This window comes from Larkinella humicola (assembly GCF_008727875.1).
Classification (GTDB): domain Bacteria; phylum Bacteroidota; class Bacteroidia; order Cytophagales; family Spirosomataceae; genus Larkinella; species Larkinella humicola.
In genome coordinates, this window is sequence record NZ_VTWS01000006.1 from 409,667 (window position 1) to 430,219 (window position 20,553).

At 53.7% G+C, this 20,553-nt stretch carries 18 protein-coding genes; 12 read left to right on the top strand and 6 right to left on the bottom strand.

Annotated features, from left to right (window positions below):
• Window positions 1-67: 67 nt before the first annotated feature.
• A complete protein-coding gene (locus F0P93_RS23250) occupies window positions 68-2,710 on the top strand; it encodes a putative Ig domain-containing protein (protein WP_150880127.1) in 2,643 nt (880 codons plus the stop codon).
• Window positions 2,711-2,749: 39 nt separating this feature from the next.
• Here the strand turns inward: F0P93_RS23250 and F0P93_RS23255 are convergent, their stop codons facing one another.
• Complete coding sequence (locus tag F0P93_RS23255; RefSeq protein ID WP_150880128.1) at window positions 2,750-3,133, bottom strand: winged helix-turn-helix transcriptional regulator; 384 nt, start codon at window positions 3,131-3,133, stop codon at window positions 2,750-2,752.
• A 100-nt stretch (window positions 3,134-3,233) separates the two neighbouring features.
• On the opposite strand from F0P93_RS23255, the gene F0P93_RS23260 reads away from it, so the two are divergent.
• From F0P93_RS23260 to F0P93_RS23270, 3 genes are all read left to right on the top strand, one after another.
• A complete protein-coding gene (locus tag F0P93_RS23260) occupies window positions 3,234-4,127 on the top strand; it encodes an NmrA family NAD(P)-binding protein (protein ID WP_150880129.1) in 894 nt (297 codons plus the stop codon).
• Between the two features lie 117 nt (window positions 4,128-4,244).
• On the top strand, window positions 4,245-5,669 hold the full coding sequence (locus F0P93_RS23265; protein WP_150880130.1) for an arylsulfatase: 1,425 nt from the start codon (window positions 4,245-4,247) through the stop codon (window positions 5,667-5,669).
• A 428-nt stretch (window positions 5,670-6,097) separates the two neighbouring features.
• A complete protein-coding gene (locus F0P93_RS23270; protein WP_150880131.1) occupies window positions 6,098-7,609 on the top strand; it encodes a choice-of-anchor I family protein in 1,512 nt (503 codons plus the stop codon).
• 96 nt (window positions 7,610-7,705) lie between these two features.
• Here F0P93_RS23270 and F0P93_RS23275 read toward each other — a convergent pair whose 3' ends face one another.
• Together F0P93_RS23275 and tnpA are read right to left on the bottom strand one after the other, a co-directional pair.
• Window positions 7,706-7,993, bottom strand: a complete 288-nt coding sequence (locus F0P93_RS23275; protein WP_150880132.1) for a hypothetical protein — start codon at window positions 7,991-7,993, stop codon at window positions 7,706-7,708.
• Window positions 7,994-8,027: 34 nt separating this feature from the next.
• Window positions 8,028-8,462, bottom strand: a complete 435-nt coding sequence (gene tnpA / locus F0P93_RS23280; RefSeq protein WP_150880133.1) for an IS200/IS605 family transposase — start codon at window positions 8,460-8,462, stop codon at window positions 8,028-8,030.
• A 161-nt stretch (window positions 8,463-8,623) separates the two neighbouring features.
• Between tnpA and F0P93_RS31755 the strand changes: the two genes are divergently transcribed.
• The 3 genes from F0P93_RS31755 to F0P93_RS23295 all read left to right on the top strand — a co-directional run bounded on the left by F0P93_RS31755 (window position 8,624) and on the right by F0P93_RS23295 (window position 12,000).
• Window positions 8,624-8,929, top strand: coding sequence for a hypothetical protein (locus tag F0P93_RS31755; RefSeq protein WP_225309607.1), 306 nt, complete (start codon window positions 8,624-8,626; stop codon window positions 8,927-8,929).
• 69 nt (window positions 8,930-8,998) lie between these two features.
• Complete coding sequence (locus tag F0P93_RS23290) at window positions 8,999-11,416, top strand: alpha-amylase family protein (RefSeq protein WP_225309608.1); 2,418 nt, start codon at window positions 8,999-9,001, stop codon at window positions 11,414-11,416.
• Window positions 11,417-11,502: 86 nt separating this feature from the next.
• Window positions 11,503-12,000 carry a DinB family protein gene (locus F0P93_RS23295; protein WP_150880135.1) on the top strand — a complete coding sequence of 166 codons (498 nt, stop codon included), beginning with the start codon at window positions 11,503-11,505 and terminating at the stop codon, window positions 11,998-12,000.
• A gap of 104 nt (window positions 12,001-12,104) precedes the next feature.
• Here F0P93_RS23295 and F0P93_RS23300 read toward each other — a convergent pair whose 3' ends face one another.
• Window positions 12,105-13,247 (bottom strand): DEAD/DEAH box helicase, encoded by a 1,143-nt coding sequence (locus F0P93_RS23300; protein WP_150880136.1) that lies wholly within the window; start codon window positions 13,245-13,247, stop codon window positions 12,105-12,107.
• A gap of 122 nt (window positions 13,248-13,369) precedes the next feature.
• On the opposite strand from F0P93_RS23300, the gene F0P93_RS23305 reads away from it, so the two are divergent.
• Together F0P93_RS23305 and F0P93_RS23310 are read left to right on the top strand one after the other, a co-directional pair.
• Window positions 13,370-13,624 carry a DUF6364 family protein gene (locus tag F0P93_RS23305; RefSeq protein WP_150880137.1) on the top strand — a complete coding sequence of 85 codons (255 nt, stop codon included), beginning with the start codon at window positions 13,370-13,372 and terminating at the stop codon, window positions 13,622-13,624.
• Window positions 13,621-14,043, top strand: a complete 423-nt coding sequence (locus F0P93_RS23310; protein WP_150880138.1) for a type II toxin-antitoxin system VapC family toxin — start codon at window positions 13,621-13,623, stop codon at window positions 14,041-14,043. The genes F0P93_RS23305 and F0P93_RS23310 overlap by 4 nt, the downstream gene beginning before the upstream one ends.
• A 120-nt stretch (window positions 14,044-14,163) precedes the next feature.
• On the opposite strand, the gene F0P93_RS23315 is transcribed toward F0P93_RS23310, so the two are convergent.
• Window positions 14,164-15,495 (bottom strand): DEAD/DEAH box helicase, encoded by a 1,332-nt coding sequence (locus F0P93_RS23315; RefSeq protein ID WP_150880139.1) that lies wholly within the window; start codon window positions 15,493-15,495, stop codon window positions 14,164-14,166.
• Between the two features lie 69 nt (window positions 15,496-15,564).
• Between F0P93_RS23315 and F0P93_RS23320 the strand changes: the two genes are divergently transcribed.
• Window positions 15,565-16,002, top strand: a complete 438-nt coding sequence (locus F0P93_RS23320; protein ID WP_150880140.1) for a DUF6526 family protein — start codon at window positions 15,565-15,567, stop codon at window positions 16,000-16,002.
• 88 nt (window positions 16,003-16,090) lie between these two features.
• Here the strand turns inward: F0P93_RS23320 and F0P93_RS23325 are convergent, their stop codons facing one another.
• Window positions 16,091-16,870 (bottom strand): TlpA family protein disulfide reductase, encoded by a 780-nt coding sequence (locus F0P93_RS23325; protein WP_191908897.1) that lies wholly within the window; start codon window positions 16,868-16,870, stop codon window positions 16,091-16,093.
• Window positions 16,871-17,135: 265 nt separating this feature from the next.
• Between F0P93_RS23325 and F0P93_RS23330 the strand changes: the two genes are divergently transcribed.
• Window positions 17,136-19,616, top strand: a complete 2,481-nt coding sequence (locus F0P93_RS23330) for a TonB-dependent receptor (protein ID WP_225309609.1) — start codon at window positions 17,136-17,138, stop codon at window positions 19,614-19,616.
• Window positions 19,617-19,628: 12 nt separating this feature from the next.
• Window positions 19,629-20,483: a GNAT family N-acetyltransferase gene (locus F0P93_RS23335; protein ID WP_150880142.1), complete on the top strand. Its 855-nt coding sequence runs from the start codon at window positions 19,629-19,631 to the stop codon at window positions 20,481-20,483.
• Window positions 20,484-20,553: the final 70 nt, after the last annotated feature.

The following is a 20,553-nucleotide window of genomic DNA, read 5'->3' on the forward strand; positions in this document are numbered from 1 at the left end:
TCAGGTATTTATCAAAAAAAGGTGGAATTTTAGGGTCGATTTCCTCACCCGTTCAATCTTCGTTTTGATGAAAACTTTTCTACGCATTTCCCGACCGAATCAGGGCCAGCGGCTGTTGCTGGCCTGCCTGTTCCTGACCAGCCTGACGGTTTACAGCCAGGAGATTTATTACGTTACCCCAGGCGGAGGGGCCGTTACCAAAGACGGTTCTTCCTGGGAAAATGCCTTCGATGGCACCCAGCTTCAGACCGCCATCGAAGCCGCCAGCACCTATTCCCAATCCAACGGTAATGTGGACGTTCAGGTCTGGGTGGCCGCCGGTCTCTATAAACCCACCGGCTCTGCCGACCGCACCATCAGTTTTTCCATGCGAAACCACGTCGCCGTGTACGGCGGTTTTGAGGGCGACGAAAACCTGTTGAGCGAACGCCCCGCCCTCAACCTTTCCACCCCTTCCAGCACCACCCTCAGCGGGGAAATCGGGGGAGCCGGTACCACCGACAATTCCTACCACGTCGTCAGCAATCTCTCCGGATCGCTAACCACCAGCGCCGTGCTCGACGGTTTTGTGATTACGGCAGGCAATGCCGATAGTGCCGTTGAAGACGTTCATAGGGTTGGCGGAGGAATGACCAATCTCAACGACAGCCCCACGGTTCGGCACTGTTTCTTTGTGAGCAATACCGCCAAATCGGGCGGAGCAGTGCACAATCTGGCCAATTCGGGCGGCATCTGCAGCCCGGAATTCATCGATTGCCATTTTATGAGCAATACGGCGGGCATCTCGGACGGGCCGGGCGGGGCGATGTATAACTATGCCGACCTGGGCAGCCAATGTCGCCCCAGGCTGACGCACTGTAGCTTTACCCTGAATACCGCCGGAAACGGCGGGAGCCTTTTTAACGGAACCAATGCCGGAGGCACCTGCAGCCCGGTGATCACCCGGTGCCAATTTACCAACAATACCTCCACCGGCAACAGTGGCGTACTGGCCAACGACGGCGGCAGCCCAACCGTTACGAATTGCAGTTTTGTTGGCAATTCGGCATCACGCGGAGGTATATCCGTGAATTATTCGATTCAGCTTTTCACCAATTGCAGCTTTTCGGGCAACTCGGCAACCCTGGGCGGAGGAATCGCGTACCAAACCGGGGGTGGGACTACCTTTAAAAACTGCATCGTCTGGAACAACGGCGGTTCTCAAACCTTCTTTAACTCAAACGGTTCCACCATCACCGGCACCTACAGCCTGTTCGATACGGAAGTCACGGGGTATGGCGGAGCCAACAACCTGACCACCGCAGTTCTGCCTTTTGTTGGCGTAGCCGACCTGCAACTCACGACCGGCTCGCCCGCCATCAACGCCGGGGATCCCACCAGCAGCACCACCACCAGTGGCACCACGGACCTGGCCGGGAATCCCCGTTTCTACAACGGCGGCCCCGTCGACATTGGTGCTTTTGAATTTCAGGGGGAATTGCCGACGCCAGTGAGCGGCAGTTTCGACGGGTATATTTACGGCGCCGACTGCGAAAGTTTCCGGGGCTGGGCCTGGGATCGCGATAAGATCAATACCGTCGTTTCCGTCGACATCCTGGATGGTGATGCGGTGATTGCCACATTGCCCGCGGGTGATTTTCGTCCGGATCTGCTCGACGCGGGCAAAGGCAATGGCCAACACGCTTTTCGGTATGTCCTGCCCGAATCGCTCAAAGACAACCTGCCCCACTTCCTGTCGGCCCGGGTGACGGGCAGCGGTTTTATCCTCAAAAATTCACCCAAAGCACTCATCTGCCAGAACAGCACCGAACCGGTGGGCAACCAGCCCCCCGTGCCGCCCTCGCCCACGGTGCTGATTACGCCCCTGACCGCGCAGGTGGATGTGCCTTTCTCGGCTACCCTTCCCGCCTTCACCGACCCCGAAGGCAGCCCCCTGACGTATGCCCTCAGCGGTTTACCGGCGGGTTTGAGTCTGGGTTCGGAAAACCGGATGATCAGCGGAACACCCACCGAACCGGGGAGCTTCCTGCTGACGTATTCGGCCACGGATGTGCCCGGTTCCACCAACAGCGTAAGCTTTGTTTTAACCGTCCATCCCGCGTCAACTACCACGGTAACAGGGAGTTTCGACGGCTACCTGGACAAAGTCGAATGCGGTACGATCCGGGGCTGGGTGTGGGATCGCAATAAACCCAACACGCCGGTGACGGTGGAGTTCTACACCGATGACACGGTTTGGGGCAGCACCGTCGCCAACATCTACCGGGATGATTTGAAGAATGCCGGGAAAGGCAACGGGGCGCATGCCTACCGCTTCGAAGTTCCGGTCGCGCTGAAAGGAACCGGCCCGCATCTGATCTCGGCGCGGGTGCAGGGCAGCACGTTTGTATTGAAGAACTCGGGAAAACTTTTGAACTGCCCCCTGCCCGGCCGGAAGGGTGCCGAACAACCCGAAGCGCTGGAAATGATCGTGTTGGGCAATCCGGTTTTCGGCCCGACGCTCGGGGTGGAAGTCCGGGGGGCAGAGGGACGCCCCCTGCGCCTGCAACTGACGGACGCGAACGGCCGGGCCGTGGCCGATTGGGCGGTCGGAGCAGCCGCGAAAGTAGAACAAAAAACGTTGTTCCTCGGTTATCAACCTGCAGGGCTGCTGTTCCTGCGGGCCACCAGCGGGGCAAGAACCGCAACCTTGAAAGTACTCAAACCGTAGACCCGGTCAGGGCGGTTTTCAAACCACACGAAAACCGCCCTAGTGCAATCCCAGCGTCTTTGCATACGCTTTCCCCCAGTCCACCATCGACTGCAAAACCGGCAGGGTGGCGTTCCCCTGTTCCGTCAGACTGTATTCGACCCGGGGCGGAATTTCGGCGTAGATTTTCCGGTTCAGGATTCCGTTTCGCTCCAGATCCCGCAGTTCCTGCGTCAGCATTTTCTTGCTGATACCGGGCATGGCGCGCTGCATTTCGCCGAATCGGTTGATCCCCCGCGACACGTTGTAAATAATAACCGGCTTCCATTTTCCGCCAATGATCAGGCTGGTGAGCGTCACCGGACACTTCGTCAACCCATAAGCCGCTAAATCTTCCGAACTATTTCCTTTTTCAAGTACCTCATTATCAATTATAGTCTCCATTTTGATACTAAGAAACATTAAAGTGATTACTTGACAAATATAAACTATTGGCTCTAGTTTTGGCAAGATTTATTTCTAAAAAGTAATCAACTTAAGTGCTATGTACGTCATCACAGGAGCCAGCGGCCATACGGGCACACCCATCGCCCGGCAACTTCTACAAGCCGGAAAACCGGTCAGGGTCATCGGTCGGTCAGCCGACCATTTGAAAGAACTCATCGACAGCGGTGCCCAGGCGGCCATCGGAAGTCTGGAAGACCCGGATTTTCTGATTGAGGCTTTTCGGGGTGCTACGGCGGTCTATGCCATCATTCCTCCCAACTTTACGACCCCCGATTTTACAGGCTATCAAAAACGAGTGGCCGACGCTCTGACAGCCGCCATTCGGGCCAATCACATTCCCTACGTGGTCAGTTTAAGCAGCTTTGGGGCACATTTGCCCGACCAGAACGGCGTCATTCAGGGCATGACCTATCTGGAAAACCAACTCAACGCGGTGGAAGATCTGCGGGTCGTTCATCTGCGGGCCGGTTTCTTTTTTCAGAATCTTTTCAGCAGCATCGGTTTACTGAAAGCAACGGGTTTGCTGGCGGGTTTTCCCATCGAAGGCGATAAACCGCTGGCGCTGGTTCACACCGACGACATTGCCGCCGTAGCCGCCCACCAGTTGCTGGCCTTGGATTTTGAAGGCAAAACCGTCCGGTTTGTGGCCGGACCGCGTGACCTGACCTTCGACGAAGTGGCGCAGATTGTGGGCCAGGCCCTCGGAAAACCGAATTTAGCCTGGACCGCTTTCCCCTACGAGCAGGCGCGGGCGGGCATGATCCAGTCGGGCATGACGCCCAGTCTGGCCGATAACTACGTGGAATTCTGCCAGCGCGTTAACGATGGCGGTCTGATGGGCGGTTTTGAACGCAATGCCGACAACACCACGCCGACAACCCTCGAAGACTTTGCCCGCAACGAACTGGTCCCCGTCTATCAGGCGAACTAAGCAGAAGCGACGGAAATCCTGCTCATGATCCGGGTGATTGCTCACAAAATGCCGGATCGTGAGTAGGATTTCCGTCAAATCGATTTTAGGAGGAAGAAGCCGACTAACCGTTCGATCATGCGTACCCTGCTTGTTTCCTTTTATCTGCTGTTTTCCCTGCCTGCTTTTGTTACGGCCCAAACCCGTCCCAACATTATCTTCATTCTGGCCGACGACCTGGGCTACGGCGACCTGGGCATCAACGGTCAGAAGCTGATCAAAACCCCGAACATCGACCGGCTAGCGGCCGAAGGGGTGCGGTTTACGCAGTTTTACGCGGGAACGTCGGTTTGCGCGCCCTCCCGTTCGTCGCTCATGACGGGCCACCACACCGGGCATACCTACATCCGGGGCAACAAAGGTGTCGACCCCGAGGGCCAGCAACCCCTGGCCGATTCGGTGGTGACGATGGCGGAAATTCTGAAGAAAACGGGTTACACGACGGCCGCTTTTGGCAAATGGGGACTGGGGCCAGTCGGTTCCGAAGGCGATCCCAACCAACAGGGCTTCGACCGCTTCTACGGCTACAACTGCCAGAGCCTGGCGCACCGGTATTATCCGAATCACCTCTGGGACAACAGCCAGAAAATCGTTCTGGCCGAAAATGAAAACCTGTTAAAAACCAGCCAGTATGGCCCTGATCTGATTCAGCAACAGGCCCTGGGTTTCGTCAAAAACAACGACCCGAAAAAACCATTTTTCCTCTTCCTGCCGTATACCCTCCCCCACGCCGAACTGCTGGTTCCCAACGACAGCATTTTCCAGTATTACAAAGGAAAATTCGCCGAAAAACCGTACAAAGGAGCCGATTATGGCCCGAACGCCAGCGTCGGCGGCTATGCCTCGCAGGAATATCCTCGGGCTACGTTCGCAGCGATTGTCACCCGGCTCGATCTGTACGTCGGTCAGCTTTTGGCGACCTTGAAAGAAAAAGGACTGGACCAGAACACGCTCATTATTTTTTCCAGCGACAACGGCCCGCACCGCGAAGGGGGTGCCGACCCGGTTTTCTTCAATAGCGGGGGCGGTTTTCGCGGTTTCAAGCGCGACCTCTACGAAGGCGGCATCCGGGAGCCGATGATTGCCCGCTGGCCCGGCACGATCAAGCCCGGCACCCAAAATGAGCACGTGGGAGCCTTCTGGGATTTGCTGCCCACCTTTGCCGAACTGGCCGGAACAAAGGCCCCCGCAGGCATCGACGGAATTTCGTTCGTTCCGGCTCTGACGGGAAAAGGCACTCAGAAAAAACACGCCTATCTGTACTGGGAGTTTCACGAACAGGGGGGTAAACAGGCCGTTCGGCAGGGCAACTGGAAGGCTGTTCGACTGAATGCCGCCGGGAACACCACCCAGCCCGTCGAACTCTACGACCTGGCGAAAGACCCGGCCGAAACCACGAATCTGGCGGCCAAACACCCCGCGAAAGCCACCGAATTAGGCCGATTGATGACCGAATCCCACACGCCCTCGGCTTTGTTCCCGTTCGGCAGCGCAGGGCGGTAACCCGATTCAGCCAAAAGTAGCATTCGATTTTTACCTAAAAACAGTGGTAATCCTCAACGCATGGGCAAACACTTCTTCTACGGTGCATTCATCAGCCGGTGACGAAGCAAAGGCTACCCTTGATTTCCTTCCTCTTTCTACGACGGCTATCCTTTGCTTGTCTAGGTCAACGGCTCCTGTATCACCTGACTGGCACAACTGCCCGCTCACATGCCTGCGGAACAAGCGGTTTTACGATACCATCAAGTCTGAAGCGGTTTCGTTAACCTTCCGGTAATATCCCAACGACTTCGTTCAAAACAGCGACCAACAATTACCATAAAGGTCTGTTAAAAAGCCTGTTAAATAATTGTTAAGCTTTCCGTCACGTGGTTTCGGTCCCTGATCGGCTCCTATTTTTGTTTCTTTCACCCCTCATAAACACGAGCATGATTCAGAAAAAATGGCGGATCGGGCTGGCCCTTTTGGCGGTATTGACCAACGCCTGTATCAACGATCACCAGCCTCCCGGGGCGTCGCAGGAAAACCCGGCCACCTTCAAGGAAATTTCCTCAACGGATTTAGGCGGGGAAGCCTCCGCCGAAATTGCGACCTACGACCCGATCAGCAAACGCCTGTTTGTGGTCAACAATGAATCGACCCCCAAAGTCGATGTCCTGGATCTGACGGCCTATCCGACCGTTACCAAATTACAACCCATCGATCTGACGGCCCTGGGCGGTGTAGCCAACAGCGTGGCGGTATACGGCGGAAAACTTGCCATCGCCCTCGAAGCCACCAACAAACAGGCGAATGGGAGCGTGATCGTTCTGAACACGACGGATTTGTCTTCCATCAAACAGGTTACCGTGGGCGCACTGCCCGATATGGTCACCTTTAGCCCCAATGGTGCCTACATCGTTACGGCCAACGAGGGCGAACCCAGTGCCGACTACACCACTGATCCGGTGGGTTCCATTTCGATCATCAATGTCGCCGATAACTACAGCGTCAAAACCCTCACCTTCGAATCGTTTGCGGGTTCGTTGCCGCAGTTATCGGCGGGCGGTTTCCGAATCTACGGCCCCGGTGCGACCTTTGCGCAGGATGTGGAGCCGGAATACGTAGCGATTTCGTCGGATTCCCAAAAAGCGTGGGTAACGCTCCAGGAAAACAATGGCATTGCCGAGGTTGATCTGGTGACGGGAACCATTCTGAGCATTAAACCGCTGGGAACCAAGGATATTAACCTGGCCAACAACGCCATGGACCCCAGCGATCAGGACAGTAAAATTAGTCTGGGGACCTGGCCCGTTCAATCCTTTTTCCTGCCCGACGCGATTTCCTACTTTTCAGCCAGTGGCAATGGGTATCTGATTACGGCCAACGAAGGCGACGCCCGGGAATATTCGGCGTTTGATGAACAGGTACGGGTCAGCAGCCTCACCCTGGACGCCACGGCTTTTCCAACCGCAGCGAACTTGAAACTGCCCGCCAACCTGGGCCGTCTACGGGTGACCAAAACGGCCGGAAACAGTGGTGGCGTCTACACCGGGCTTTACGGCTTTGGTGGCCGCGGCTTCAGCATTTACAATGCATCTACCGGAGCGCGGGTGTATGACTCGGGCAAAAGTCTGGAAGAACAGGTTATTGCCGCCAACCTCAACCTCTATGATGATGGGCGTTCGGACGACAAGGGTGTAGAACCGGAAGGCGTCACCGTCGGAATGATCAACGGCAAACCCATCGCGTTTGTCGGAATGGAACGGGCGGATGCGATTGCCATCTATGACGTTACCAACCCGGCGGCTCCCCAATTTCTCCAGCTTTTCAAAACCGGTGATGCCCCGGAAGGCGTGTTGTTTGTTCCGGCCGAAAACAGCCCCAACGGCCGCAGTATGCTGGTTGTGAGCAGCGAAGGCGACGGAACGGTTAAGATTTATCAGCCGGATAAATTATAAGACACGCTTACGTTCTGATTGACACTACAGGAATGATGCGGACATCATTCCTGTAGTGTTCAAACGCAGCATGGTTATTCTCTGCTCATCATTTCGTCATTCCGTAGCCTCCCGCCCCTCCGGTGTAAACCTCACCCGGGCATCACCGAGCATTCCATCCTCCTTTTTCGTCACGCGTTTTAACCGGGCAAACGCATCTTTCCGCACCTTGATCGAGGCATCATCGAAGCGTTTGAACGTGGCCCAGTCGACATAAGCCCGGTTGGCATCGGTGTCCAGAAAACCGCCATATTCGAGTTGGTGTTTGTCCAGTTCCAGCACGTAAATCACGGTCAGCGTAATGGGCTGGTTCGTTTTGGAGTAGAAAGTCCAGGTCAGTTTCATACCGGTAAGGTACGTTCTGGTTTTGTAGAAGCCATCACTTTTCCTCGTATCGCAGGCCATTTTCTTCCAGTAAGGATCTGTATTCCTCCATAAAAGGCACTTTTTTGTGGTGTTCTTTCTGCTTTTTGATGTAGCGGATAATTTTGTCCCGCTCCCGAATCGAATACGTGAAGGCTCCGTACCCGTCGGCCCACCCTTCAAACTCAGGAAAAAGCCCACTCTCTTTCATCCAGCGCGAACTGCCCGCTTTGATGTCTTTCACCAGATCAGCCAGCGCAACGGTGGGGTGCAAATCGCTAAGAATGTGGATGTGGTCTTCAACTCCGTTGATGCGGAACAATTGACAGTTTTTGCTTTTGACAATGCCCCAAACATACCGGTATAATTCAGTGCAATGGATTTCGTTGATGGTTGGTTTGCGGTATTTGGTTCCAAAAACGATTTGATACAGGATTTGACGGTAGCTCATGAGAATGCTGGTCAAGGTGGTTTATGTTTTTTACAGTGAGACGGTATCCAGCCCCTGGAGTCACATCCCATTCAGAGGACGTAGGTAGTTATAGTGTCGGCTATCGCAGGAGCGACGGCCTATCCGTAGGTCGACTTCGGGCGCAGACGTGCAGCACTAGCATGACCGAGGGCACTGGCTCGACCGAGGGCTCCGACGAGACCGAGGGCTCCGACGAGACCGAGGGCTCCGACGCGACCGAGGGCTCCGACGAGACCGAGGGCTCCGACGAGACCGAGGGCTCCGACGAGACCGAGGGCACCGACGCGACCGAGGGCACCGACGCGACCGAGGGCTCCGACGAGACCGAGGGCTCCGACACGACCGAGGGCTCCGACGCGACCGAGGGCTCCGACGCGACCGAGGGCTCCGACGCGACCGAGGGTTGCACCCCCGGTTATCAATTCTCAACCCTCGGAGGGTTGTAAGTGATCGGGAGCTTGCCGATTAACGCCGAAGGTTTTAAGTATGGATAACCGGGGGTGCAACCCTCGGTCGTGCCAGTGTCCTCGGTCGCGTCGGAGCCCTCGGTCGTGTCGGAGCCCTCGGTCGTGCCAGTGCCCTCGGTCGTGTCGGAGCCCTCGGTCGTGCCAGTGCCCTCGGTCGTGCAGGTGCTGGGCGATCATGCCAGTGCTCATCAGCCACGCCAGTGCTGGGCGATCATGCCAACGCTCGGCGGCCTTGTCCGTACTCAACGCCCCCGCATATTGATTTGCGCCCACTTTCTGACTACTTTTATTATTTCCAGCTTTCCATCAGCCCAGTCCATTCCCGTGAAAAACCCGCTTTTCCTTTGTTTGGCTTGCTTTCTGTTTTCGTTTACTGCCGGAATTGCCCAAAAAACCGCCCAGCCAGCCCCATCCGTAAAATGGCCGGACAACCTGCCGTGGTGGAAAGCCAACAACCTGCGCGTGATCCAGACGAATTTACCCGCCTACGAAGCCGCAACCCTCCACCCGGATTCGCTGCTGAAAGACCTGCTGGCGTGTTCGGCCAACACGCTGCTGATCAACGCGGGCGGCATTATGGCCTTCTACCCCACCCAGCTCGATTTTCAGTATACCAACCCCTACATGAAACCGAATACGCTGGCCGAGGTCATCAAAAAGTGCCACGAAAACGGCATTCGGGTGGTGGTGCGGTTCGACTTCAGCCGGGTTCACGAAAGCATCTTCAAGGCCCACCCCGACTGGTGTTATATTTCCCCAAAAGGCGAACGGATCATCAACACGGATATGTACGTGGTGTCGATCAACGCGCCGTATGTACAGGACCGGGCGTTCAAAATCATCGCCGAGGTGATCGACCAGTTTCCCATCGACGGAATTTTCCTGAACATGCCGGGCTATCAGGTCAACAACCCGTATGAGGGCAAATACCACGGCATCGACCAGAACGAAGCAGACAAAAAAGCCTTCGCAGCTTTTAGTTCGGGAATGACCTTGCCCACCGTCGAGAACAAAGCCGACCCGGTTTTTCAAAAGTACCTGGCCTTTAAAAAAGCCACGGTCGAAGACTGGTCGAAACGATTGCACGAACTGGTAAAGTCCAAAAATAACCAGATTGCGATCTGCACGTACATGGACAAATATGTCGACATCATCCGGCACGAATCCCAGTCGAACACCAGCCTTCCCTACTGGCCTTACACGGCTTCCGACAATGTGAGCAATGCCGTCAACTCCTTTCCCAACCACATCATTAGCAACGCCAGCATTCAGCAGATTTCGTTTCAGTCGCGCTACAATGCCGTGGAACCGGAGGAAGTCGGAATTCGGTTGTACGAAAACATCGCCAACGGTTCGGGCCTGGATATCAGCCTGATGGGCGACATGCGGGGTTACGAAGACGAACGCAACTTCGACATCGTCAAAACCATTTACGCCCACCACAAGAAGCACGAACCGTATTTCGGAAACTACCAATCCGTCGCTAAAATCGCCGTCGTAGCCCCCGGCGCCTGGCCGAGTGGCGAACCCATGCAGGAATACCGGGGCATCGTGCTGATGCTGAAAGAAGCGCACCTGCCGTTCGACATCATCGAAGACGGGCAGCTCGGCAACCTGGCCGAGAAAGTCAAAAAATACAAACTCCTGATTCTGCCGGAAATCACCTACCTGAGTGCCGAAGCCATCCGGGTTTTGAAAGAAGCGAGCCAGCAGGGTACCCACCTCATTGCCACCAACCGGACGCTGTTCGACAGTCCGGAAACTTTGCAGGACTTGTTCGGGGCCAAGATCATCCAGAAAGACCACGACGGGGCCGGTTTTTACCTTAATCCCGAAAACAAAACCGTCTTCAAGCGTTTTCAGAAACAGTCGATGCTTTTCTGGAAATTCAATCTGGGACTCTACGATCTGAAAGCCGCCGATGCGCTTTTTCTGCCCATTCTGGCGAGGGGTCGCCCCGGCCCGCCGGAGATCATCGGCGGCCATGATCCCACCGGGTATTACGCGATGGGTGTTAAAAAACACGCTAAAAGTCTGGCGATTATTCTACCAATTAATCTGGGGCGGCTCTATTACATGCACGGTTACGAACAACACAAAAACATTCTGCTCGACGCCATCGACTACCTGTTGCCGGAAGCGAACCAACTGGTTCAGACCAACGCGCCCGAACGCATCGAGGTTATTTTGCAGGAATACACGAAAAACGTTCCGGCCAACGTCACGAAGAAAACCACCGACGGCCTGATTCTGCATCTGGTCAACCTGACCGGTTTTAGCGGAAACACGTATTTCAAACCGCTGCCGGTTTACGAGCTAAGCTTCAGAATCAAGGCGGACTTTAAGCCCTCGAAAGTCTTCTCGATGGTGACCGAAAAACCGGTTCCATTTACGTGGAAAGACGGTTTTGTGGAGCTGAAAGTGGCTAAACTCGGCGACTTCGACGGGCTGGTGCTGGACCGGTAAATTTAATGGCTTTCCGCCAAAGGCTACTGACATAGGGCTGTCACCGGGTCGCGTTTACTTTGTATCGTAAACAAACCCCAACGACTATGTCACAGATCGAAATGCTTTTGAAGGAAATGGATCAGGAAGCCAAAACCACCCGGAACATGCTCGGCCGCGTTCCCAATGACCAATACGACTGGCGACCGCACGAAAAAAGCATGACTGTCCGGGCGCTGGCCACTCACATTGCCGAACTGCCTTCGTGGGTGACGCTGGCGTTGACAACCGATGAACTCGATTTTGCCACGACTCCGTATCAACCCGTCCCAATTAATGATACGGCCCAGTTGCTGGACTATTTTGAACGGATGCTGGCCGACGGAAAAGCGCATCTGGAACAGGCTACTGACGACCAACTGGAAGGCCGGTGGGTGCTGCGCGAAGGCGAACAAATCTACAGCGACACCTCGAAAGGCGAAATGATCCGCATTTCGTTCAGCCAGATTGTGCACCACCGGGCGCAACTGGGTGTATACCTGCGTCTGCTGAATATTCCGATTCCAGGCAGCTATGGCCCAAGTGCTGATGAACCTGGTTTTTGAGTGAGCGATGAAAGAAAGGAGACGAGAGAGTAAAGACTTAACTACTGAACAACCATGCGTTTTTTCTTTGCTCTCACTTCTCTGCTCTTTAGTCTCGCGTTGAATCAATACCCCTTCAAACTAAGGTCCTCGGTATCGACCATTTCAACGCGCTTGCCCATTTTTTTCTGGATGATTTTAAAATGGTGTTCGTCGTCGGGGCAGATCAGGGAAATGGCTTCCCCTTCGGCCTCGGCGCGACCCGTTCTGCCAATCCGGTGAATGTAATCTTTGGGGGAACGCGGCAGTTCGTAGTTGATCACAAACGGCAACAATTGAATATCGATCCCTCTGGAAATCAGATCGGTAGCCACCATCACCGGCAACTTCCCGGATTTGAATTTACTCAGCGTTTCGGTCCGTGCGCCCTGGCTTTTGTCGCCGTGAATGGCTTCAGCCTGAACGCCGTTTTTCCGCAGCTTCACCACCAGATTGTCGGCCGTCCGGGTCGATGAAACAAACACCAGCACCTGCGTCATCTTCCGTTCCTTGATCAAATACCGCAGCAACGGCCCTTTCCGTTCCGGGTCGATCCGGTAGGCAACCTGCTTGATCAGATCCAGATTCTGCGGTTCTTCGGCAATTTCAATTTTAATCGGATTGCGCAGCAGATTTTCCCGGATTCCCTGAATCGCATCCCCCAGCGTGGCCGAAAACAGAATGTTCTGACGGTTTTTAGGCAACATCTCAAAAATCTCATTCATCTCGCCGGCAAAGCCCAGATCCAGCATTTTATCGGCTTCGTCGAGCACCAGAATCGCCACTTCCCAGAGGTGTAAGGCATTGGACGACACCAGGTCCAGCAGGCGGCCCGGCGTTGCCACCACAATTTCGGCACCCAGCAAGGCCATCATCTGGGGATTGATCGACACCCCACCATAAACCGCCAGGGTTTTCACTTTTCGGGGCAAATTGGCACTTAAGGTTTGAAACACTTCGGCCACTTGAACGGCCAGTTCGCGGGTGGGCACCAGCACCAGTACTTTTACATTGCGATCGTTGGTGGTCTTCCGGCGCTGAAATAGTTCGAGAATCGGCAGCACAAAACCAGCGGTTTTGCCCGAGCCGGTTTTGGCAATTCCCAGCACATCGTGCCCTTTCAGAATGGTCGGAATCGCTTCCTGCTGAATGGGAAAGGGTTCGGTATATTGCTGCTCCGCGACGGCTTTCAGGAGTGGTTCGGATAATCCAAGCGATGAAAAAGACATAATCTGCTAAAAGGTGGAAGGATAGAAACGGCTTCCGGCTTCAAATATACCACTAAATACCGGGGCGGTGGTTTTGTACGTATAAAATTACTATATTTACACGTACAATTTCATCTTTCCGTATGGACACGAAATTAACGCTGAAGCTCGATGAAGACGTGATTCAGCAAGCTAAAATCTACGCAGCTTCGCAAAACAGAAGCCTCTCAGGGTTGGTAGAAGGGTATTTAAAATCGCTGGTCAGTCAGAACGATTCAGAAAACGAGGAAATCAAAATTTCTCCGTTCGTTAAAAGCATGACTTCACGGACAATGATCCCGTCAGATTTGGATACAAAGGATGAATACAACAAGCATCTGATGGAGAAATATCGATGAACGTGCGGCTTTTTCTGGATACTAACATCATGCTGGATTTACTCGGGCATCGCATTCCGTACTACGAACCCATAGCCAAATTAGCCAGTCTGGCGGAGAAAGAAGAAATCCAACTAGCGGTTTCGGCCCTTTCGTTTGCTACGGTGAATTATTTTCTGTCCAAATATGAAGGCAAAGAAAGAGCGAAGGATATGCTTCGAAAATTTCGGATTATAGCCGAGATCATTAGCGTCGATGACTTGATTATTGAAAAGGGATTAAATTCAAATTTTTCTGATTTTGAAGATTCCCTGCAATACTTCTGTGCATTAAAAGGCAAGTGCAACAGTATACTAACCCGCAACCCGAAGGATTTTAAAGAGTCAGAACTTCCGATTATGACCGCCCAGGAGTATTTGGTCAGCATTGGACGGAAATGATCAGTTATCTTTGACCCACAAAATACTGTCAATCAGCCACTTCATACCTAGAAAAGCTTCATGATAGTATCAAATGATACTATCAAAGGTAAGTTGCCCGGTGCAATTGTAGCTTTCCCGTCAGTTATTTTTCCGCGTTTTCTTGATCGGTTTCCCGTACTTCTTCATCATCTCCTCCGCGTGGTTCCGGCGCACATTGACCTTCTTGTTTTTCTCGATTTTCTCGTGAAATGCCCCGCCAAAGGTATCGCTCAGGTGAATTTTAACGCCCGGGTTTTTCATGTTCACCTTCGGTTTTTCATCTTCGGTCAGCACATCCGAAATGATAAGATCCTCGGGGAGCGGCAAGATCGGAATGGCGTAATTCATCAACTGCTCGATGGTGGCCTGCTGCTCTTTTTCCTTTTCGGTAATGAACGCAATGGCGATCCCATTCCGGTCGGCGCGGCCCGTCCGGCCAATCCGGTGAATGTACATTTCGGGCACTTCCGGGATGTCGAAATTGACGACGTGCGACACCTCGGCCACATCCAACCCGCGGGCAATGATGTCGGTCGCAATCAGAATGCGGTAATTCCCCTCCTGAAACTGCCGGACCGAATTGAAGCGGTGGTTTTGTTCCTTGTTGGAGTGAATAACGCCGATTTGCTCGGGAAACTTCGCTTCCAGTTGTTCGTAAAGCTGGTTAGCCAGATTTTTGGTCGCCACAAAAACCAGCACTTTGGTCATGTCGGTATTCTGGCGAAGCAGCAACTCCAGCAGATTGATCTTGGTATAAAAATTGGGAACCGCATACGCCGTCTGGCTGATGTTTTCCAGGGGCGTTCCCACCGGAGCCGCTTCGACCCGAACCGGGTTGTTGAAATACGTTTCGATCAAGCCCTCCACCTCTTCGGTCATGGTGGCCGAAAACAGCAGATTCTGCCGCCGGACCGGTAACAAATCCAGAATGGTGGTCAACTGCGTCCGAAACCCCAGGTTCAGCATTTCGTCCACCTCATCGATCACCAGCCGCTTGATGGTTTTTGTTTTCAGTAACCCTTTGATAGACAAGTCGATCAGCCGACCCGGTGTAGCCACCAGCACATCCATTCCCTGCTCCACTTCGGCAATCTGCGGTTTGATATTCACCCCGCCATAGATGCCCACCACGGCCAGACTCATATAGGGGGTCAACTGCTTTACCGCTTCGACAACCTGCACCACCAGTTCCCGCGTCGGAACAATGATGAGGAGTTGTGGAAGCCGGTCTTTCGAAAACTGGAATTGCCGCAGACACGGCAGCAGGTAAGCGAACGTCTTGCCGGTTCCGGTTTGAGCAATGCCACACACATCTTTTCCCGACATCACCACCGAAAATACCTTTTGCTGAATGGGCGTAGGCGTGCTGTAGCCCAGTTCCGTCAAGGCATTTAAAAGCGGTTTAGTCAGATTTAATTCTTCAAAAGTCATATCCTTTTCTGTATACAAAACCATTTAGGCTCTTTTACTCTTTAGTAGAAACGCTTATGCGCAACCTCTATGAAAACACAAAATTACGAAAACCACGTTCGGTATTACCCTCCGCACCACTTTGTATTTTACCCGGTCGTTCTTATTCTGCTGGGAATCAGCCTTTACTATACGTTCAAAGCCGACGAACCGACCTTGATCTGGTTGTTCATTTCCCTGCTGATTGTCCTGATCACCTGGGTGGCTTTCATGCTGCGGCAACACTATGCCCTTGGTAATCAGAACCGAATTGTTCGGCTGGAGATGCGGTTTCGGTATTATCTACTGACCAACCGGCGATTGGAAACCATCGAAAACCAACTTTCGTTCGGCCAGCTTCTGGCCCTGCGGTTTGCATCGGACGACGAACTGCCGGATTTGACCCAACGCGCTATCGCTGAAAACCTTAGCCCGGACGAAATCAAAAAGTCGGTTGTCCACTGGATGCCCGATCACCTGCGGGTGTAAGCAGAGCGGTTTTCGGTATACGGTTTTCAGTTTACGCCCGGCCATCGATACGGTAGCTGAACACATATTGCAGAAAACCATCCCTTCGTTAGCGCGCCGTTTCTTTCGTCAATGCATACACCAGCGCCTGGTAATCAGTTACTTTTTTGGTGATCAGTCCCTGCTTATTGATCACGAAATGAGTGGGATACGCGTTGATTTGCAATTGGTCGGTCAGATAACTTTCCTGATCCGGAATCACGGCATAATCGAATTGTTTTTTCTTTAAAAACGCGGCTACCTTTTGCCGGGGATCCAGACAAAGGCTGAGAAACAGCACGTCCGAGCGGTTTTCGTAGTGTTTTTTCAGTTGGTTCAAGGCCGGCATTTCCTGTACACACGGCAAACAGGCAATAAACCAGCATTTCAACACCACAATTTTCCCTTTCGTCGTCTCATTGGTGTAGGTATTTCCTTCCATGTCCGTAAAACGATAGGCAGGCAGCGCCGTCCCTTCCCTTTGAAAATGCTCCAGTTCTTCCAGTCCCCAGTATTTCACCGTCGTTTTAATATCCTGACTAGCAGCGTCATCTACTTTAGCCAGTTGATACACGGCGACCGAATCGTCCGATTTCAGCCGCAAGGGAAAGTACCGTCCGGTGGCAACGGTTTTCAGGAAACTTTCCTGCGTCATCGGATTGGAAACCGTGTCCAGGGCCTGATAGTCTTCCGACAGCCTTACATTTTTTTCCCGGTAGGCCAGAAAACTCGTGATGTTTTTCAGAAGGGAATCAGGAGCCGTAACCGGGTCGCCATATTTCTGTTTTTGGTCACAGGCAATGGTAAATAAACTCACAAAAATGAGTCCGAAAACAACAATCCCTTTCATAGTAACAACTTGATAATTCTCCGTCATTTTTCAATCTATTTGCCAGAAAAGTCCTACTTTTGCAAAGATCGGTCGTTGCGAATTATTGGGCCGTTCCGTTTAGAACGCAAATTACATCCATTTCGAGTAGTTAAGGCCATCTCTTCCTCATCTGCGAGTTTTACAAGTCACCGACCCGAACCATCGGGAGTCGGATAGATCCTCTGTCGGTAGTTAAAGTAAAAATAGCCCCAATCAGGCTTTGTTGTCTATACGAAAAACGCGAATGAACCGAACCTTTACCACCCTTTCCCCCCGGCCGGGTATGCTTTCCTTAAACTTCAAAAAATACATTTTTTACACCATTCAACTGGCTCTTCTCTATGTGGTTTCTTCTTCTTTGGGCTATGCTCAGGACGGCAAACTGAAAGTGAAGGGGAAAGCACTGGACGCCCAAACCAACGCGCCACTTATTTTTGCCAGCGTCCGGTTGTTCAAACCCGCCGACAGTTCATTCGTTGCGGGTGCCATTACCACCGAAACCGGCGAGTTCTCGGTCGATGCCGTGGCCGGAAACTACTACGCCGTTGTGGAGTTTATTGGGTACAAATCCCTGAAAAAATCCGCCATCCGCCTGACCCGCGACACTTCTCCGCTCGACATCGGCACGCTCAAACTCGCGGCTTCGGCCAGCACGCTGGATGAAGTGGTGGTGCAGGGTGAAAAAAGTTCGATGGAATTTTCGCTGGATAAAAAGATTTTCAACGTGGGGAAAGACCTCGCCAACGCGGGCGGAACAGCCGCCGATATTCTGAGCAATGTGCCGTCGGTGGCCGTGGATGTCGAGGGCAACGTCAGCCTGCGGGGCAGCAACAGCGTCCGGATTCTGATCGACGGAAAACCGTCGGGCCTGGTCAGCATCAAGGGTGGTAGCGGTTTGCAACAGTTGCAGGGCAGCAGCATCGAACGCATCGAAGTGATCACCAACCCGTCAGCGCGCTACGAAGCAGAAGGCATGGGCGGTGTGATCAACATCATTCTGAAGAAAGAACGGAAAGAGGGTTTCAATGGCTCTTTCGACGTCATTGCCGGACACCCTACCAATTATGGACTGGCCGCCAACGTCAATTACCGGCGCAAAAACCTGAATTTTTTCGTCAATTATACCGCTGCCTACCGCAACACCCCGGGCCGCAGCACTCTGTATCAGGAGCTGTATCGCAACGATTCGACGTTCCTGACCGAGCAAAACTCGACCAGTAAACTCAAGGGCCAAAACAACAACGCCCGGGCGGGGATCGACTATTTTTTCAACGACAAGAACGTCCTGACGGGAGCCTATACCTGGCGGATCAGCAAGGGAAAGCGGTTTACCGACATCCGGTACCGCGATTACATTGCCAGCCTGAGCAACCCGCAGAGCATCACCTACCGCACGCAGGACGAAACCGAAACCGAGCCCAATTCCGAATACGCCCTGACCTACAAACGGTCGTTCAAACGCCAGGGACACGAACTGACCGCCGACCTGCGGTATCTCGATAACTGGGAAAAATCGGATCAGTATTTCGGCCAGCGGACGGTTCTGCCCGACGGTGGTCCTTCCGGCATCCCGAGTTCGCTGCAACGGTCGATCAACGACGAAACCGAGAAGCAGTTTCTGGTGCAGATCGACTACATCCAGCCGTTTGCGAAAGATGGCAAGTTTGAGGCCGGTTTGCGGAGCAGCTCGCGGGACATGACCAACAATTACTGGGTGCGGGAACAGACTTCCGACGGCGGCTGGATTCCGGTTCCGGGCCTGACCAACGACTTTCTGTACGAAGAAAACATCAATGCGGTGTACGGGATGATTGGCAACAAAACCCGCAAATTCTCCTACCAGGCGGGGTTGCGGGCCGAGTGGACGGACGTCACCACGACGCTGAAACAAACCAATGAGGTCAACCCCCGCAGCTACGCCAACCTGTTTCCGAGCGTTCACGTGACCTACGACATGCCGCAGCAGAATGCTTTGCAACTGAGCTACAGCCGCCGGGTCCGCCGACCAAACTACAACGACCTCAGCCCGTTTTCGACCTTTAGTGACAATCGGAACTTCTGGAGCGGCAACCCCGATCTGAACCCGGAATTTACGGATGCCTTCGAAATTGGCCACATCAAATACTTCGCGAAAGGTTCGATCGGGTCGTCGCTGTACTACCGGCATACCACCGGCAAAATCATACGCATCCGCCGGGTCGATGAAAACGGTTTTTCGAATACGCGCCCCGAAAACCTGGCAACTGAAGATTCCTACGGGGCCGAATTTACCAGCTCGTTTACGCCGGTTAAATGGTGGAAAATGGACGGCAGCTTTAACTTCTTCCGCGCCGTTACCAACGGCGACAACCTCGACGCCAATTTTCAGAGTGACACCTATAGCTGGTTTGTACGGGCCACCAACCGGCTGACGGTTTGGGAAAAAACCGACGTTCAACTGCGCGCCAACTACGAAGCGCCCCAACTGACCCCGCAGGGAAAACGGAAAGCGATTGCCACGCTGGATTTTGCGGTCAGCAAAGACATCATGAAAAACAACGCCACGCTGACCCTGAACGTGATCGACGTGTTTAATTCCCGCCGGTTCCGCTCCATCACCGAGGGCACCAATTTCTACACCGAAACCAACTCGCAGGGGCGACTTCGGCAAATCAACCTGACGTTCAATTACCGCCTGCGGCAGGCCAAAAAGAAAACGAAAGACGTCGGCGAAGGCGATTATTAAGATTTTTCGGACATGAACACCTTCCAAATCCGCCGGATGACGCTGCCGGAAGTACAGGACATTGCCGTGGAATGGGCGGCTGCCGAAGGCTGGAATCCCGGTTTGGGCGACGCAGCCTGTTTCTATGAAGCGGACCACGACGGTTTTCTGGCGGGCTGGCTCGACGGCCAGCCCGTTGCCTGCATCTCGGCGGTGCGCTATCCACCGGATTTTGGGTTCATCGGTTTCTACATCGTTCGGCCCGGCTACCGGGGGCAGGGTCACGGTTTGGCTCTCTGGAAAGCGGCCATGCAGCACCTGGAAGGGCGCACCATCGGTCTGGATGGTGTGGTGGAACAACAGGAAAACTACCGGCGATCCGGTTTTGCGTTGGCCTACAACAACATCCGTTTCGAAGGCACCACACTCCTGCCCTTCACCGCAGCAACCGGTGCCACGGTCGTTCCGGCCGACCAGCCTCCCTTTGAGTCCCTGTTGGCCTACGACCGGCGTTATTTCCCGGCTGACCGGGCGGATTTTCTGGCAGCATGGCTTCGTCAGCCCAATGCCACAGCGTTGGCGGTTGTTGTCGGTAAGGAAATCCAGGGGTATGGCGTGATTCGGCCCAGCCGTGAGGGGTATAAAATCGGCCCCTTGTTTGCCGAAACGCCCGGTTTTGCCGATCAGCTTCTGACCGGACTCGTTCAGTCCATTGCCCCCCAAACCCGGTTTTATTTGGATGTTCCGGCGGCTAACCCGGCAGCCGTGGCCCTCGCCCGGCAGTACGGCATGCAGCCGGTTTTTGAAACCGCCCGGATGTATACCGGAAATGCCCCCCGAATTGCCGTGAACGGCATCTTTGGCGTAACCACCTTCGAACTGGGCTGAGGCCGCGATCAATCGCTGGCTCACGGGTATTCAAATCCTGAAAGAGCACCCGTTATGTACCCAATCCCGC

Bases quoted from the DNA above. Each gene is read 5' to 3' on its own strand.
- F0P93_RS23250 (WP_150880127.1), top strand. From the start codon at position 68: ATGAAAACTTTTCTACGCATTTCCCGACCGAATCAGGGCCAGCGGCTG.
- F0P93_RS23255 (WP_150880128.1), bottom strand. From the start codon at position 3,133: ATGGAGACTATAATTGATAATGAGGTACTTGAAAAAGGAAATAGTTCG.
- F0P93_RS23260 (WP_150880129.1), top strand. From the start codon at position 3,234: ATGTACGTCATCACAGGAGCCAGCGGCCATACGGGCACACCCATCGCC.
- F0P93_RS23265 (WP_150880130.1), top strand. From the start codon at position 4,245: ATGCGTACCCTGCTTGTTTCCTTTTATCTGCTGTTTTCCCTGCCTGCT.
- F0P93_RS23270 (WP_150880131.1), top strand. From the start codon at position 6,098: ATGATTCAGAAAAAATGGCGGATCGGGCTGGCCCTTTTGGCGGTATTG.
- F0P93_RS23275 (WP_150880132.1), bottom strand. From the start codon at position 7,993: ATGAAACTGACCTGGACTTTCTACTCCAAAACGAACCAGCCCATTACG.
- tnpA (WP_150880133.1), bottom strand. From the start codon at position 8,462: ATGAGCTACCGTCAAATCCTGTATCAAATCGTTTTTGGAACCAAATAC.
- F0P93_RS31755 (WP_225309607.1), top strand. From the start codon at position 8,624: ATGACCGAGGGCACTGGCTCGACCGAGGGCTCCGACGAGACCGAGGGC.
- F0P93_RS23295 (WP_150880135.1), top strand. From the start codon at position 11,503: ATGTCACAGATCGAAATGCTTTTGAAGGAAATGGATCAGGAAGCCAAA.
- F0P93_RS23300 (WP_150880136.1), bottom strand. From the start codon at position 13,247: ATGTCTTTTTCATCGCTTGGATTATCCGAACCACTCCTGAAAGCCGTC.
- F0P93_RS23305 (WP_150880137.1), top strand. From the start codon at position 13,370: ATGGACACGAAATTAACGCTGAAGCTCGATGAAGACGTGATTCAGCAA.
- F0P93_RS23310 (WP_150880138.1), top strand. From the start codon at position 13,621: ATGAACGTGCGGCTTTTTCTGGATACTAACATCATGCTGGATTTACTC.
- F0P93_RS23315 (WP_150880139.1), bottom strand. From the start codon at position 15,495: ATGACTTTTGAAGAATTAAATCTGACTAAACCGCTTTTAAATGCCTTG.
- F0P93_RS23320 (WP_150880140.1), top strand. From the start codon at position 15,565: ATGAAAACACAAAATTACGAAAACCACGTTCGGTATTACCCTCCGCAC.
- F0P93_RS23325 (WP_191908897.1), bottom strand. From the start codon at position 16,870: ATGAAAGGGATTGTTGTTTTCGGACTCATTTTTGTGAGTTTATTTACC.
- F0P93_RS23330 (WP_225309609.1), top strand. From the start codon at position 17,136: ATGAACCGAACCTTTACCACCCTTTCCCCCCGGCCGGGTATGCTTTCC.
- F0P93_RS23335 (WP_150880142.1), top strand. From the start codon at position 19,629: ATGAACACCTTCCAAATCCGCCGGATGACGCTGCCGGAAGTACAGGAC.